15 protein-coding genes and 1 pseudogene are annotated in these 15,565 nt (G+C 44.5%); 3 read left to right on the forward strand and 13 right to left on the reverse strand.

Annotated features, from left to right (window positions below; genetic code table 11):
* From AB4154_RS10655 to AB4154_RS10675, 5 genes and pseudogenes are all read right to left on the reverse strand, one after another.
* A pseudogene (locus tag AB4154_RS10655) lies at positions 1 to 207 on the reverse strand (IS110 family transposase); the annotation flags it as partial.
* An 82-nt stretch (positions 208 to 289) separates the two neighbouring features.
* On the reverse strand, positions 290 to 580 hold the full coding sequence (locus AB4154_RS10660) for a type II toxin-antitoxin system RelE/ParE family toxin (protein ID WP_005377002.1): 291 nt from the start codon (positions 578 to 580) through the stop codon (positions 290 to 292).
* A complete protein-coding gene (locus AB4154_RS10665) occupies positions 570 to 818 on the reverse strand; it encodes a type II toxin-antitoxin system Phd/YefM family antitoxin (protein ID WP_004730320.1) in 249 nt (82 codons plus the stop codon). Before AB4154_RS10665 ends, AB4154_RS10660 begins: the two co-directional genes overlap by 11 nt.
* A 788-nt stretch (positions 819 to 1,606) precedes the next feature.
* Positions 1,607 to 2,005, reverse strand: coding sequence for a hypothetical protein (locus AB4154_RS10670; protein ID WP_017064752.1), 399 nt, complete (start codon positions 2,003 to 2,005; stop codon positions 1,607 to 1,609).
* Positions 2,006 to 2,101: 96 nt separating this feature from the next.
* Positions 2,102 to 3,673: an EAL domain-containing protein gene (locus AB4154_RS10675; protein WP_372122975.1), complete on the reverse strand. Its 1,572-nt coding sequence runs from the start codon at positions 3,671 to 3,673 to the stop codon at positions 2,102 to 2,104.
* Between the two features lie 345 nt (positions 3,674 to 4,018).
* Here AB4154_RS10675 and AB4154_RS10680 point away from each other — a divergent pair, with 345 nt between their 5' ends.
* Positions 4,019 to 4,429 carry a lysozyme inhibitor LprI family protein gene (locus tag AB4154_RS10680; protein WP_372122977.1) on the forward strand — a complete coding sequence of 137 codons (411 nt, stop codon included), beginning with the start codon at positions 4,019 to 4,021 and terminating at the stop codon, positions 4,427 to 4,429.
* 152 nt (positions 4,430 to 4,581) lie between these two features.
* A complete protein-coding gene (locus AB4154_RS10685) occupies positions 4,582 to 5,373 on the forward strand; it encodes a carbon-nitrogen hydrolase family protein (protein WP_017060860.1) in 792 nt (263 codons plus the stop codon).
* Between the two features lie 94 nt (positions 5,374 to 5,467).
* On the opposite strand, the gene AB4154_RS10690 is transcribed toward AB4154_RS10685, so the two are convergent.
* The 8 genes from AB4154_RS10690 to AB4154_RS10725 all read right to left on the reverse strand — a co-directional run bounded on the left by AB4154_RS10690 (position 5,468) and on the right by AB4154_RS10725 (position 14,921).
* A complete protein-coding gene (locus AB4154_RS10690) occupies positions 5,468 to 7,927 on the reverse strand; it encodes a CHASE3 domain-containing protein (RefSeq protein ID WP_372122979.1) in 2,460 nt (819 codons plus the stop codon).
* Positions 7,928 to 8,149: 222 nt separating this feature from the next.
* Positions 8,150 to 9,151, reverse strand: a complete 1,002-nt coding sequence (locus tag AB4154_RS10695; RefSeq protein ID WP_108208732.1) for a substrate-binding domain-containing protein — start codon at positions 9,149 to 9,151, stop codon at positions 8,150 to 8,152.
* Positions 9,152 to 9,255: 104 nt separating this feature from the next.
* Positions 9,256 to 10,200, reverse strand: a complete 945-nt coding sequence (rbsK, locus tag AB4154_RS10700) for a ribokinase (protein WP_102456392.1) — start codon at positions 10,198 to 10,200, stop codon at positions 9,256 to 9,258.
* 191 nt (positions 10,201 to 10,391) lie between these two features.
* Complete coding sequence (gene rbsB / locus AB4154_RS10705; RefSeq protein ID WP_017060856.1) at positions 10,392 to 11,270, reverse strand: ribose ABC transporter substrate-binding protein RbsB; 879 nt, start codon at positions 11,268 to 11,270, stop codon at positions 10,392 to 10,394.
* Positions 11,271 to 11,397: 127 nt separating this feature from the next.
* Positions 11,398 to 12,384 carry a ribose ABC transporter permease gene (gene rbsC / locus AB4154_RS10710; protein WP_229648140.1) on the reverse strand — a complete coding sequence of 329 codons (987 nt, stop codon included), beginning with the start codon at positions 12,382 to 12,384 and terminating at the stop codon, positions 11,398 to 11,400.
* A complete protein-coding gene (gene rbsA / locus AB4154_RS10715) occupies positions 12,381 to 13,886 on the reverse strand; it encodes a ribose ABC transporter ATP-binding protein RbsA (RefSeq protein ID WP_009844906.1) in 1,506 nt (501 codons plus the stop codon). The genes rbsC and rbsA overlap by 4 nt, the downstream gene beginning before the upstream one ends.
* Positions 13,887 to 13,986: 100 nt before the next feature.
* Entirely contained in the window at positions 13,987 to 14,406 is a 420-nt protein-coding gene (gene rbsD / locus AB4154_RS10720; protein WP_017060853.1) for a D-ribose pyranase, read from the reverse strand.
* Positions 14,407 to 14,606: 200 nt separating this feature from the next.
* Positions 14,607 to 14,921 (reverse strand): winged helix-turn-helix domain-containing protein, encoded by a 315-nt coding sequence (locus tag AB4154_RS10725; RefSeq protein WP_017060852.1) that lies wholly within the window; start codon positions 14,919 to 14,921, stop codon positions 14,607 to 14,609.
* Between the two features lie 85 nt (positions 14,922 to 15,006).
* On the opposite strand from AB4154_RS10725, the gene AB4154_RS10730 reads away from it, so the two are divergent.
* On the forward strand, positions 15,007 to 15,519 hold the full coding sequence (locus AB4154_RS10730; protein ID WP_372122982.1) for an outer membrane beta-barrel protein: 513 nt from the start codon (positions 15,007 to 15,009) through the stop codon (positions 15,517 to 15,519).
* The last annotated feature ends 46 nt before the right edge of the window (positions 15,520 to 15,565 follow it).

A 15,565-nucleotide genomic window follows, 5' to 3' on the forward strand; every position in this document is an offset into this window, starting at 1 on the left:
CAGTTTATTGAGTGTTCTTGCCCAATAATGTGCACCACCACACGCTTCAACGCCTATACGCATGAGTGGCATATTTGCTATTGTAGTCAGTAGTTTAGAGCGGGTTACTGACTTATGAAGTATGACCTTACCATTTTGGTCTACGGCATGAAGACTAAAGTGGTTTTTAGCTAGGTCGATACCGCAGAAATAAGAATAATCAGACATGGTGCCTCCGATGCATTTAAGTACCACATAAGTGTGGCAGATCCTCGGTAGGGGGAATCCATGTCATTCGTTGATACCGCAATCAATCATCTAACCTTTTCATAGCTTTACGGTAAACATCGCTACGTTCGCGTTTTCCGACTGCTAAGACGGTTACAATGATGACATCGTCTTCAACTTTGTAGACGAGACGGTAGCCCGATTGGCGCAGCTTAATCTTATACATGTTGTCAGCTCCAGAGAGTTTTGAAGCCGGAACATGCGGGTTATCTAAACGCTCGATTAGCTTTTTCTTAAATTGTTGTTGAAGCGTTGAGCCAAGCTTTTTCCACTCTTTGAGTGCACTCTTTTTAAAGTCGAGTTTATAGGTCATCAATATTTACCGAAATACTCTCTTCAGATTCACGCTCTTTCGCAATAGTTAGTAGTTCAAGATCTTCGAGTCTGTCCATCATCATTTCGTACGCTTCGGCTGGTACGCAATAAAATGCTGGCTCATTTCGGTTCAGTACAGCAACAGGTTCACCGTAAGCACTAGTTGCAACTTTCATAGGGTTAGCTTTCAACTCAGTAATGCTTGCAGCAACATCGGCTAAAATTCTAGTGGTCATGTAATAGGTCTCTTAAGTGGTCTTTGTTTTGGTCATTTTAGCCTCAACCAAGAGGTATAACAAGTTGCTTAAGAATAATTCGCAACGCGTGGCATTTTTACTATGCGTTGGTTTATGTGTTTAAGGTATTATGCGGAGGCTAAGGTATTGGTTTGCTCACACCTTAGCAAGGCGTAAAGTGTCGATATCTTGGGATAATAGTTCTAGATATCTAATTCAGAATAGCTGCGTAAACCTTAATTTAGAGGCTCTTGAACCATGGTATTACTTATAGTTTGGTTGGCTATTTGGGTTTCTTCAGCCAAACCACTTGCTTCTGTCGCCTGACGAACATACCGCATTAGAGTACAAAGTAGTTCGAATGGTTGGAAAAGTATTTTGTTTTCTATATTGGCTCACCTTACCTTTGTTCAACTATTTAGCTTTCCTGTAGATAGTTGGTTTTACTGGGTACTTCCAGTACTAAATGTTTTGTTTGTTATGCACATGCTCTTGCTCTTGGATTTGGTTCTAGATCGTTATAGTGTGGTTGATACTTCACGTTTTACCCATCGTTCAATTGCACCTTTTTTGGTGTCATGTAGTGCATTTATTGCAATGCTTTTCTACTCAGCTTATCTCAATGATGCAATACTGAGGGGAGTATGTATTACTGCTCTCTCAATAGGTTTGACAGGGTTTCTAGTAACTTATAGAAATGTAAAATAGGGTCATACAGCTAACAGAGTATTTTAGGTTGATAAGATTCAACCCAACCAAACAGGGCGCCAATAACGGCGCCCTTTGTGTTAGTTGGACACGCTGTAAGTGTCGTAATTGCGAAGTAAGAAGATTGCGATACAGGCTGCGAGCATTGGCCAAGAGGCGAAGAACAGTAGGTTGTTGAACGGGTCCATGTATTTTCCAAAAGAGGAAAAGGTTGAGCCTGCATGAAGGACTAAAATGGCTCCGTAGGTGTACTTTTTCCACATGCCTACAACGAATGCGCCTAAAAATCCGAGCTGCGCGACACCCAGAGCCATCATCGCATTGTTCGAGATGTCGATGCCGTAAAAGCCAGACAGTACTTTTGTTGCGTGCTCAGGGACAAGGATCTTATCCAAGCCCCAGAATAAGAAGACGATAAAAATGCCGATTCTCAGCAGTAGTAGGCTAGTCGCCAGTTTGGTTTGAAGTGTCTTTTCCATGATATCCCTTGTGATGCATTCAATGATGCGATGATTTAAATGTTCATCAAAGGAGACCCATAGCCTTCGCGTTTTCTTTCGCAGTTTTTCAGTGGCTTATGTAACAGGAAATGTCTGGTTGGTTTGTTCCTCAACGTTGTCGGACTCAAAATGCTGCTGCCTGAGTAAGCTGACAGTCAGGTTTATCGGCATCGGCTTATAAAAATAGAAGCCTTGGATATAGTCGACACCAAGCTTAGATAAGATTTTTACTTGTGACTCATACTCGACACCTTCGACGATCACTTGCATCCCTAAGGTGCGTGATAGTTGAAGCATGGACTCTAGTAAAGGGAGACCAAAGCTGGATTCGTCGGATATGTTTTTCACAAACACGCGATCGATTTTGAGAATGCTGAACGGGAACTGTCTTACGAAATCTAACCCTGCGTAGCCTGTACCAAAATCATCAATCGCGACTCTGACGCCCCTGTTCGATAGCTTGGTTAGGTTGTCTCTAATTTTGACCATGTCGGCATCAGAACATTCACCATATTCGGTTACTTCAAAAACCACCTGCTTGAGGATCTCAGGGTGTCTTTTAAAGATGCTGATCACTTTGTTAGAGAAGTTACTGTTAGACACTACGTTGCGGCTGATGTTGACGCTGATGTACTTTGAGTCGAACACATCTTGATTGCTTTTCAACGTCATTAATACTTTGCGCAGCACGAAGTAGGTGAGTTCCTCAATCAAGCCTAAGCTTTCAGCAAGCGGGATGAAAATAGCCGGGGAGACGTTACCTTCAATTGGGTCGTTCCATCGCAATAATGACTCACAGCCGACGATCTCGTTGGTGTTTTGGTTAACGATAGGCTGCATGTGAACATGAAGGTGCTGGTTTTTTAGCGCACTTGAAAGCGAATATTCTAAGCTGCGTTGGCTCTGCTTTTTATGCTTGATGGAAAGGAGAATAATGGTCGTGATTCCGGCCATCAAAAAGCCAAACCATAAATAACTCAACATGAAGTGAAGATAAAACTGATACCCAATGTATGAGGTGATGGTTAATGGGTAGGTGTTCGATTGTATCCGCACCTTGGCGATTGATGAGTCAATATCGATAGGGTGGATATCTCTTTTGATCACTTCAACTTTGGCCTGTATTCCATGGTTGCTGAGGCTTGTTTCAACAAGGTCATAGATGAAGTGTGGCGGAATCATCAGGCTCACTCCGGCATCTTCTTTGTTCGAGAAAATGAGCATGATGGACTGAACTTGTGTGATGGCCGAGTTGGAATACGACAGGGTCGCTAAATTCGGGTCGTCATTGAGTCGCTGCCTGATGGTGCTGTATAGGCGAAATGAAACGTCACCATCGGTGGTTGAACAGTAAAATCGGTTCTCTTTATTGAATACCGCTGCTTCTTTTACCCAATCGGCTTCAAAAACGTTTTGTCGAAGCTGTCTAACGATCGCGTCGCATGACTGTTCAGGTCTAACTTCAGATAAAAAACGGTCGAACCTTGATTGGATCCCTTCTAACCTGGTTTCGACTAACCTTGATGTGTCTTCGGTTAATGTTTGGTAGTGATGCGGTGTAAAAGGAATGAGTATTGCCATGGAAAAAAAGAAAGAGATGGCAAAGTAAAATGAAGTCTTGGCAATGTTTTGGTACTTGATATCCATAGTTGGAGAAGCGTTACCGATTTATGTGAGCATTCGATTTAATTTATAAAGTTAACGATTACGTAGCAATATAAATAATTAATATTGTGAATGCAGGCACGAATTATTGATATAAATAATATGTTTTCTAGTTTTACCAGCAAAATCTGAGCGTTATCTCGTTTATTTGAGTTGGCGAGGCGTCATTTTTGATGATTCATGCGGATAACAAATGCTTATATCCTGATAAATTTTATTGTTATTTGGTCTGGCTGAATGAGTTGAATGAGCTAAATATTGAGCCACGTTTAAATAAATAAAGTCACGACTCGATTCGTTTTGGTGGTGACAGCATAAAGGATGATTATGACAAAACTGATATCAGCACTCATAGCGGTGTGCTTCTCATTCTCTGCGTTGGCCGACGAAGGTGTTGTTGATTGCGAGAATGCGATGAATACCATCGAGATCAATCACTGTGCGGCAATTGAGTTGGAATCTGCACAAGCGGAACTGGATAAATACCTTGCGGTCAGCTTTGAGCACAATGCTTACGATGCTGAGCTGGTGGCGTCAATTAAGAAGGCTCAGGAGAGCTGGCAGGCGTACATGACAGCACATTGCGACTCTGTTTACACCCAATGGCGTGATGGTTCTATTCGAGGGGTTATGGCGCTTTCTTGCAAGACGACGTTAACCAAGCAGCGCACGCATGAGGTGTGGGTGAATTTCTTAACCTATATGGACAGCACGCCTCCGGTTTTACCAGAGCCTTAATTAGCGCCGTAGGCAGGTTTAAAATACGTACAGGACTGTGCACCTGCTTCAACCTTTGGCGGGCGAATAAGAAAGCGATAGGGGATTGGCCTACTCTTTCGTTCTTAGTTCTTAGTCTCCAGCTTGAAGTATTACCTAGCAAGGAATCGATTGTGAACAATGTCAGTATCACGCTTATTCAGCTTGAAGTTGAATACAAAAACAAACAAAAGAATATGGATTCGGTCTCTGATCTTTTGCAAGCGGAGCCGTCAGTCGGTGATATTACTTTACTGCCTGAACTGTTCACGACTGGGTATATTTTTAACGAGGCTGAAGAAATTCACGAATTGGCTGAAGACTTCGCCGACAGCAGTACTATTGATTCATTAACTCAGCTTGCAGCGAAGCATCACACCTTGATTGTTGCTGGTATTGCCGAGAAAGATAGCGGCCAATATTACAACAGCGTCGTGGTTGTGGATGCTTCCGGTTTACGACACAAATATAGAAAAATCAGTCAAACCAAATTCGATAAGCAGTATTTCTCGAGAGGGGAGGAACGCCTCTCGTTTGAGCACAAAGGCTTAAAGTTTGGTGTCGCGATTTGCTTTGATATTTGGTTCCCGGAGATCATGAGAGGGTATCAGTCGGTCGACGTTATTCTTCACCCTGCCAACTTCGGTGGGCATCATAGTTTTGCCATTGCTCAAGCGAGAGCCTTGGAGGAAGGGTGTCACATGGTTACTTGTAATCGCGTCGGGCAAGATGTGGTTAATGCGTTTACCGCGACATACTGTGGTGGTAGCCGAGTCTACTCACCCAAAGGGGAGTTAATGACTCAGCTCAACGAAAGGCAATCGGTAGAAACCGTAAGTATTCAAGATCTCTCGATTGCGCCGCAATACAATGGCGTTGATGTTGAAGATGAGATGCAGCAAATCACCACTCTGTTAAACCGTTAAATCGTTAAATCGCTAGAACAGAGACTAGCGCGGTATAAGATCGAAAAACGCAAGGTGATTAAGCCTTGCGTTTTAGCTTGGGAGCGAAGCGTTCTTAAGCTTGATCGTTCATTTGATTCAGATGCTCGACTGAATGGGCGTTTTTCATCCGCTGAGCTTGATGGATATTGACCATAAGGCGATTGAGCAGCTTTTGCAGTCGTTCAATATCCGGCAATTGTTGATTTTTGGCTTCGACTTCTAGTTCCAATGCCTGCTTAGAAAGCATGTTAAGGCCTAAGTTTAGTGACATGCCTTTAATGGAGTGCAGGGTGCGACAAAGTGGCGCTAATTCTTTATCTAAATAGTATTCGATGACACGATCAACCGACTGTTCGAACTCAATAATGGTTGAGTCGATGAGTAAGCTGAACCCTTCCGTGTCGTCTTTCAGTATGTGTGTCACTTCTGAGTGGCTGATCTCTTCTTCCGTTAACCTCAGCGTTTCAATAGGCTTACGATGAAGCTCGACAATATTTTCATTCTCACTCGAACCTTCGGCTGCGGTTTGTTTCGGTAATCGACTTGAGAACTGTTGTAGGGCGTCGAAGAAACTCTCTTGCTGCAGAGGCTTGGTCAGAATATGGTCGACACCGGCTTGAATGAAGTTGTCATGCGCCTCACGGAATACATCGGCCGTATAAGCGAATATCAAGGTATCGAGTTTCAGCTTTTCGCGGATGTAATTTGTTGTCTCGACCCCGTTCATTTCAGGCATATGATTGTCCATCAAGATAAGGTCATATTGAGTGGTTTTGAGGCGTTCAATTGCTAGTTTTCCGTTCTCTGCATGATCGACATGATGGCCGAGCTTTTCACAAAAGCCCTGTGCAACAATGGCATTAATACGGTTATCTTCCACCAACAGGATACTTAACGAGTCATAACTGAGAGTTTCTGCATCGACTGTATGGGTTGCGATGTCTTTCGCTTTGCTTTCTTGCCATGTGATAGGCAGAGAGACTTGGAATTTTGTGCCAAGCCCAACAGCACTGGTTAATGTGATTTCTCCATTCATGAGGTTGACTAGGTTCTTGACGATTGCGAGGCCAAGCCCTGTTCCGCCAAACTTCCTTGTTGTGGAAGTGTCGGCTTGTTCGAACGAATTGAATACCTGCTCGTGCTTATCTTTCGGGATACCAACTCCGGTGTCTGTTACCGTGAGAATCAGTTGATTGTTGGGGCGATTGAGGTCAGCTTGAATGGACACATGACCCTCTTTGGTGAATTTGGTCGCATTGCCGCCCAAGTTGAACATGATTTGACGTAGCCTTGCACAGTCTCCGACGAGTTGGATGTTTTTCGGTATGTTATTTTCGATCAACAGGCGAATGCCTTTTTCATCGGCTAAGGGTTTTAGAGCGCTGCATACAGGCTGCATGACTTGAACAAAATTAAAGGGTGCCACATCTAGCTCAAGCTTGTTTTCTTCGACTTTTGAGAAGTCGAGAACGTCGTTGAGTATTGTCATCAAGTGGTGACCAGAATCGAGAATGATGTTGATGTTCTCTTTTGTTTCGGGTTCTTGGGTCTGGCTTGCAATGATTTGAGATATTCCAAGAACGCCGTTCATTGGCGTTCTGATCTCGTGGCTCATGGTAGACAGAAAATCGCCCTTAGCTTTTACTGCGGCTTCAGCTTTGGTTCGTTCGGCGATTAGCTCCCGAGTTTTCGCTCTCATTTCACTGTCATTACTGATCAAATTGTCTGTCATTTTTTGAAAGCTTTGTTTGAGATGAGCGATTTCGTCTTGGGTGTTTATATTCGAACTCAATTCCAGAGTTGCAGCACCTTGATCCAAATGGCCAGCGGCAACTTGGTTAGTGGCCTCAAGTAGGGTGTGTAATCTTCGATTAATACGCTTTGACGCCCACGCAGCAACAAGGAGTGATATGAACACGGAAAACAGTGTTCCGAGGATTAATATGTAGCTGGTTTGATTGGCTGAGTTCTCCGATTTTTCGACCCTGGTAATAATAAGTTGTTGTTCAATTTCAATGAATTGAGCAATCTCTTGGCGAATCTCATCAATCAATTTTTTTCCGGTTTGCTGCTGAGTGAGGTCGATGACACTTTGTATTTCAGCTTCGCCTTTATTGACAAGGCTGCGTTGATTGATCTCTTTCTCTCCAGACTGTTTCAGCCATGTTTTATGAATATCCTCGATTCTATATAGGCGTTCTACTTGAGGTGGGTTATCACTCACTTGAGTCGCAAGGGTTTGGAGTTTTTGAGGCCATACATCAAGCGCTAAATGGTAGGGTTCTAAAAAAACAGGATCTCCCGTGATCAAGTAACCACGTTCAGCCGTTTCTATGTCGACCGTTAAGCTGAGAAGTTCTTGAGCCCGAGCGATGGCTTTATGTGTGTGTACAACCCAATTATTGTCTTTTACAACCGTTCGGGTGTTTTCATGGACAGAAAAAGCCACGATAAGCATCAAAGCGATAGGAATCAAAAAGCTGACTAATAGCTTTTTCTGTAGGGATATATTGTCAAACCAACCCGCGATCATAAAACAGCGCTCTCCATGTCGTTGTTATTCACTGTTAGTGTAGATGATAATCAGTCGTTAAGTGCGCAAATAGTTGCTGAGTGCGTAAATACATATTTTAGCGTGTAAGTTTCGTATATTAACGGCATTTTAGGGGCGATTAAGCGGCGTTATTATGTTTCAAAGACAAAAAAGCTAGCCCGAATAAGCTAGCTTTCAACTGTATCATGGGCGGGTTGAGCCCTAAATCGCTTTTACGCTGCTTCGCTCTACAAGAGTCGGTTCTAGTTCAACGACTTGCGGGTAGGCGTCTGGCGTTTGTAGTCGGCTTAACAGGGTATCGACCGCCGCTTTACCTAAACGGTGCTTTGGCTGGTGGATTGTGGTTAAAGCGGGTGTCATGTACTTAGATAAGTGGATGTCATCGTAGCCAATGATAGACAGGTCATTTGGAATCAATGTGCCATCTTGAGCTGCCGCATGAATCACACCCATCGCCATCATGTCGTTACTAACGAACAAGGCCGAAGGCATTTGACCACGAGCTTTCAATGTTTGGTAAGAGTCAAAACCACCGTCACATTCAAAGTTTGATTCAACAATCCACTTAGGGTTGATCTCTAAATTCGCTTCTTCCATTGCTTGTTTATAGCCTTGATAACGAGAAGAAGCTTGGTTGCGATGCAGTGGGCCAGTAATACAGCCAATATCCGAGTGACCATTATCTATCAAGTGTTTGGTTGCCATGTAGCCACCTTGATGCGAATTGTCTTGGATCTTATCACTTGCGAACAGCATTGGGCCCCAGTCCATGACTACAACAGGCAGTTCTGGGTAGCGCTCGAATACATCGATATGTTGACCTTCAAGCGTTGAACACATCAGCATCAAGCCATCGACACGCTTTTGTAGCAAGGTATCGATAGAGGATTTCATGCGTTCGCTATCGCCTTCTGTATTACACAAGATAAGGTTGTAGCCTTTTTCGTAGCAACGACGTTCAACACCCTTCACTACTTCACCAAAGAATGGGTTGGTAGAGGTGGTCACTAGCATTCCCAAGGTTTTGGTTTGCTTCATTTTCAAGCTGCGAGCCAATGCAGAAGGCGCGTAGTTGAGTTCTTTGGCCGCACTGTTAACACGCTCAGCAATCTCTTCACTGACAAAACGTGATTTGTTCATCACATGGCTCACGGTAGACGTTGAAACCTTTGCAACCCGAGCGATGTCTTTCATTGTTGCCATATAAAATCCTTGTGGGAATCACTTTTCCACGTTGGGCGATATTCTGCCTGAAAACAGGGGCTTATGCTTGTTATTTGTTGTTACCGATTAACAGTCAAAATCAACTAAGCAGACAGTTGCTCTGCCAAAAACGCATCGGTTTCAGCACGGCTTGGAATCGACGTTTGAGCGCCAAAGCGAGTCACTGAAATGGCAGCGGCAGCGTGAGCAAACTTGATCGCACGTTCTAATGGCATGTCTTCAAGTAAGCCTGTGACTAATGCGCCATTGAAAGTATCACCAGCAGCGGTTGTGTCCGTTGCTTCAACGCGGAAGCCTGCGATTAATTCACCTTCGCTAGCTTCATTACCTTGACCACGATGACTCACCCAAACGCCTTTCGCGCCTAGCGTGATCATTACCGTTTCGATGCCTTTAGCATGCAGAGCCAAAGCTGCCTGATGAGCAGATGCATTGTCCGTCACGGTAATGCCCGTCAGCACTTCTGCTTCGGTTTCGTTGGGTGTGATCACATCAACACAAGCAAGCAGTGAATCCGATAATGGACGAGCAGGTGCCGGGTTAAGAATCACTTGCGTGCCGCTCTCTTTTGCTACTTTTGCTGCGTATTCAATGCCTTCAATTGGCGTTTCAAGTTGAGTCAGCAGGTACTTAGCACCGCGAATCTTCTCTAGATGCGGTTCGATTTGGTCGCAAGTCAGCTTGTTGTTGGCTTCTGCAGAAAGACAAATGCTGTTTTCGCCCGTTGCTGATACTTGGATCATCGCGATGCCCGTCGGTGTGTTTTCTGCAACGATCACACCGTCGATGTTGATGCCATCTTTGGCGAAGTCTTGACGAATATTGATCCCAAATGGGTCGTCACCAACACAGGCGATAAAGCCAATGTCTGCGTTTAATCTTGCTGCAGCGACCGCTTGGTTTGCGCCTTTGCCGCCAGGGATGACCTGATAGTTACCGCCAATCAAGGTTTCACCCGGACGAGGGAACGAAGGAACTTGCAGTACGTGGTCAGCGTTAACGCTACCTAAAACAATCAGTTGAGTCATGATACGAGCCTTATGATATATCGTATTTGAAAATGCATGGGTCTTTCTCATGGTGTTAAGTGCGCTCTCTTTTGTGAGCGGAATGAGAAACAGCGATGCACTGTCGGGGTTTGCTTTTGTTTGAGTCAGCGAGCCTATCAAAGCAGGGAGATAGGGAACTCCCTGCTTTATATCGCGTTACCTAGTAACGATTACTTAGCGATGATTTTTAGAGGTACTGGTACGTACTCGTCTACTGTTTCGCCTTTCAGTACTTTGTCTGCCATTTCGATACCTAGAGAACCGATTAGGTCAGGTTGTTGTGCAACTGTAGCGCCTAGTAGGCCGCGGTTAACAGCAGCGATGCCGTCGTCTGTGCCATCAAAGCCAACGATCATCACTTCTTTACCTGACGCTTGAACTGCGCGAAGTGCACCTAGTGCCATTTCATCGTTTTGAGCAAATACTGCTTGTACATCTGGGTTAGCCGCAAGCAAGTTTTCCATTACGTTCAGACCTTTAGTACGGTCGAAATCAGCAGGTTGGCTTGCAAGAAGCTCAAGGTCGCTGCCGTTTACTGCATTCATGAAGCCTTCACCACGTTCACGAGCTGCAGAAGTACCAGCAATACCTTCAAGTTGGATTACTTTCGCTTTTTCGCCCACTTTTTCCATGATGAAGTGACCTGCCATTTCACCACCGATTACGTTATCAGAAGCGATGTGGCTTACTACGTCACCACGGCTTGCACCACGGTCTAGTGTTAGTACTGGGATGTTTGAACGGTTAGCCATGCGAATTGCGTTAGACACGGCGTCTGAATCTGTTGGGTTGATCAGGATTGCCTTAACACCACGAATGGTTAGATCTTCAATGTTCGACAGCTCTTTGCTTGGGTCGTTTTGAGAATCCAGAACGATAAGCTTGTAGCCTAGCTCTTCAGCTTTCGCTTCTGCGCCATCTTTCATGGTTACAAAGAATGGGTTGTTCAATGTAGACAGAACGATTGCCATTGTATCTTGCGCCTGTGCAGACACAGATACTGTTGTAGAAAGAAGAGCAGCAGAAATAAGAGTCGCTAATTTTTTCATGGTGTAAGTCCTTTGTGTAGGGGGAGCTAAGAGGTGAGTCCTAGCTCGTTGTTACATTATTTATAGATTCTAATATTTTAAGGTAAAACAGGGTGTTACTTGTATTAACCTAGAGTGTGAATAGGTTTTATTTGTTTTTGTTGTCGACCAATACTGCCAGAAGAATAACCACTGCTTTTGCAATCATCTGGTAGTAAGAAGATACGTCTAGTAGGTTTAGGGCGTTGTTTAGGAAGCCGATAATCAGAGCACCAATCAATGTGCCCATGATACGGCCACGACCGCCAGCTAAGCTTGTCCCGCCAAGAACTACGGCTGCGATAGCGTCTAGCTCATAACCCATACCTGCGGTTGGTTGAGCAGATGACAAACGCGATGCCACGATGATGCCTGCCACTGCAGCTAGCAGACCACAGATTGCGTAAACACCGATTTTTACTTTGTCTACGTCGATGCCTGATAGGCGAGTTGCTGATTCGTTGCCACCCAGTGCGTAAACGTAGCGACCAAAGCGTGTGTGGTTAAGTAGGTACCATACTGCTGCGAATACCACGACCATGATCCATACTGGAACCGGTACACCCATTGCGTAGCCAGTACCGAACCAAGCGAATGCGTCTGCTGTGTCTGTGAAGCCTGTTGAAATAGGACGACCATCTGTGTAAACCATGGTTACGCCGCGAAGTAGTGTCATGGTGACAAGCGTTGCGATGAAGGCTTGAACCTTACCCTTAGCGATAATCACACCACTAATCGCACCTAATGCTGCACCTGCTACAAGAGCGGTTGGTACTGCGATCATCACAGGGATTTCCATACCAATCATGCTGGCTGCGAACGCACCACAAAGCGCCAGTACAGAACCAACACTCAAGTCGATACCCGCGGTTAAGATAACCAGCGTCATACCTACAGCGATAATTGCGTTAACCGAGGTTTGGCGCAGAATGTTTAGGATGTTGTCGACAGTAAAGAAGTTCGGGTTTAAGAAAGAAACGACAACAATCAGGAAGATCAAAGCAATCAATGACTTTTGATCAATCAGCCACTCTTTGCTGATTAACGGTTTTTTCTTTGGAGCTTCAGTTGTTTTGCTCATGGTTTTAGTACTCATGCTGCGTCCTCGTTGATCTTTTTACCGACCGCACACGCCAGTAATAATTCTTGGTTTGCTTCTTTAGCATCAAATTCACCGCTTACACGGCCTTCATGCATCACCATGATGCGGTCACTCATTCCTAATACTTCTGGCATTTCAGATGAGACTAAGATGATGCTCATGCCGTCGGCTTTAAATTTATTAATGAGTTGGTAAATCTCTTTCTTAGCACCGACATCGACACCGCGCGTTGGCTCGTCGAGAATCAGTACTTTTGGTTTGGTCATCAAGCCCTTAGCGATAGCCACTTTCTGTTGGTTACCACCAGAAAGGTTGCCAATAATCTGTTCGCGCGTCGGGGTTTTGATGTTGAATAGCTTGATGAAGTCATCTACTGCAATCACTTCGTCTTTATGTTGGATTTGACCGCTCTTTGTTAGTAGGTCAAGTGAACATAACGACATGTTTTCTTTAACAGAAAGCCCTAGAACTAAGCCATCGCCTTTACGGTCTTCAGAGATGTAAGCAATGCCATTGGCCAAGCCGTCTTTCGGGCTTACAGGGTTGATGGTTTTATTTTCTAGGTTGATGACGCCGCGTTCACTTGGAAGGGCACCGTAAATCACTTTCATCAGTTCAGTTCGGCCAGCACCCATTAGGCCAGATACACCCAGGATTTCACCGCGTTTTAGCGTAAAGCTCACATCGTGAACACCAGAACCCGTCAGGCCAATCACTTCAAGACAAGTTTCACCATGGCTCTGGCCGATACGTGGATATTGTTCGTCTAACTTACGACCAACCATCATTTCGATTAGGCCATCTTCGTCGGTGTCTTTTACTTCACACTGACCAATGAACTTACCGTCACGCAGCACGGTGATGTCATCACAAATCTCGAAGATCTCTTTCAAACGGTGAGAGATGTAAACAATGCCACAGCCTTCATCGCGCAATTCGTTAATCACCTTAAACAGAGATTCAGTTTCGGTATCGGTTAGCGCATCGGTTGGTTCATCCATGATGATGACTTTAGATTCAAACGATAGGGCTTTCGCAATCTCTACCATTTGCTGCTCACCAAGGCTCAACTGACCTAGAGGCGTTTTCGAGCTGTGTTTCACGTTAAGGCGTTTAAGTAGCTTGTCTGCTTCTTGGTACATCTCGTTCCACAAGATACGACCCATGGTGCCCGTGATTTCACGACCTAAGAAGATGTTCTCGGCGATGGTCAATTCAGGGATTAGATTCAGCTCTTGGTGAATGATGCTAATGCCTGCTTGTTGAGAATCACGTGGCCCTTTAAATGCAGCAGGTTTTCCTTGGTAGGCAATAGTGCCGCCGTCCAAGTGGTAGATGCCTGTCAGCACTTTCATAAGCGTTGATTTACCCGCACCGTTTTCACCCATTAACGCCATTACGCGTCCTGGATAAACGTTGAGGCTTGCCTTATCCAGTGCTTTCACACCAGGGAAGGCTTTCTCAATTGAGCTAAGTTCTAAAATGGCTTGAGTCATGTCGGTTCCTTTACTCGGGGCCAGTTGTATTTGATTATTCTGTCTATGTATTGTTTTTGGTTCAGTGATGACACTGAGCTGTCGTTGCGTTTTGCTTGAGCTAAAAGGTTACGCCAGCTTGGAAAATAACATTTGCGTATGGTGTGCATTCACCGGTGCGAATCACTGCACGGCTTTCATGCGTTCGCTGTTTGAATTCTTCATGAGTGATGTAAGTAATAGAAAGCGATTTGCCACAACGTGCTTCTTCTGTCTTGATTAAATCAATCAGCGCTGCGTGGTGCTCTGGGCTTACTTTCGCAAACTCTTCTGCAATCACAACGCCTTCGATTTGAGATTCATCCAGCATGGTTTTTACCGTTTGCTGAAAGCTTGGGACACCGTGAGTCAAAGCAAGATCAATACGAGTTACGTGGTCTGGAATCGGCAGGCCCGCGTCACAAATCGTGATTTCATCTGTGTGGCCAAGAGTCGCCACTAGGTAAGAGAGTTCAGAGTTTATTAAAGTACTTTTTTTCATATCACGACCTATCGAAAAATAACGCTTGATGGGTTGAGAACAACTCAAGAAAAGCCATCGAAACGTTTCGATGGTGATAATAGTGTCTGATTTATCATTTGCACGTTTGATTGTTTTAGAGTGTGATAATGATCATCGAAACGTTTCGATGGGGCGTTTTTTGGTGATCTTAGTCACCGCCATTGATTGCATAAATCCTTTTACGTGGGTTCAATCGATAGCGCATATCCGAACTTACTAATGGTAATGATCTGGACGTTGGATGCTCTTAATCGCGCGAACACATTGCGTAGGTTATAGACTACGTTTGCAAGAACATGTGGTGACGAGAGTTGTCCGTCCCAACACACATCAACAATATGCTCTCTTGAAATCGGTCTTCCCACATTTTCCAATAACAAGCAGAGCACTGCTAATAGGCGAGGGCGCAAAGTGATTTTGTTTCCTTGCTGGTTGGTAATCGTTCGAGCGTCGATATCAATGATTAAGCCGTTGAAGTCTATTGTGTGGTTCATCGTGTTTTCTGTTCGTCTTATTCTAAATTGTGGAGATTGAGCAAATTGGCCTGCTGTTGGAGCGGGTAATTATTTAAGTGTGCTAATGGTCGAAGTGGGCGGGTTAACTGACACGATCAGTGAGCCTATTACTTTTAAAGCCGAAGACAAGACTTACCGATTAATTGCTGGTTACAAATTTAACCGCATTGTTTCGGTTGAAGCTCAATACACAGATTTTGGTGATATCGCCCTGAAAACGAAATCTGGTAATAAGGTTTTCACTTGGACACCTCAAATCTTTTCGGTAACGGCGAACCTCGGTTACACGTTTGATAATGGCATTCGTCCATTTGGCACTATCGGTCTGTCGACTATTGATCTAGACATGAAGCTTGCTGATGGCTCTCGCCCTTCAGGAGATGGTTTTGATGATTCGGGAGATGGCATCCGTATGGGTGTTGGTGTTGGATATACGCCACCTACAATGTCTTCGTTGAGCTTTCGCTTAGCGTACGAAGCCGATGCTTTTGATATCGAAGATTACGAAAACGGACACAAGACAGAAGATACTGTTGTTCTGGATTCTTTGTACTTAGGCGCAATGTACACATTCTAAGTTTCATACTTTGCTAAACGGTAAATCGGTTTCTAAATGGGGCGTC

The organism is Vibrio sp. 10N.286.51.B11, assembly GCF_041469245.1.
GTDB classification, from domain to species: domain Bacteria; phylum Pseudomonadota; class Gammaproteobacteria; order Enterobacterales; family Vibrionaceae; genus Vibrio; species Vibrio crassostreae_C.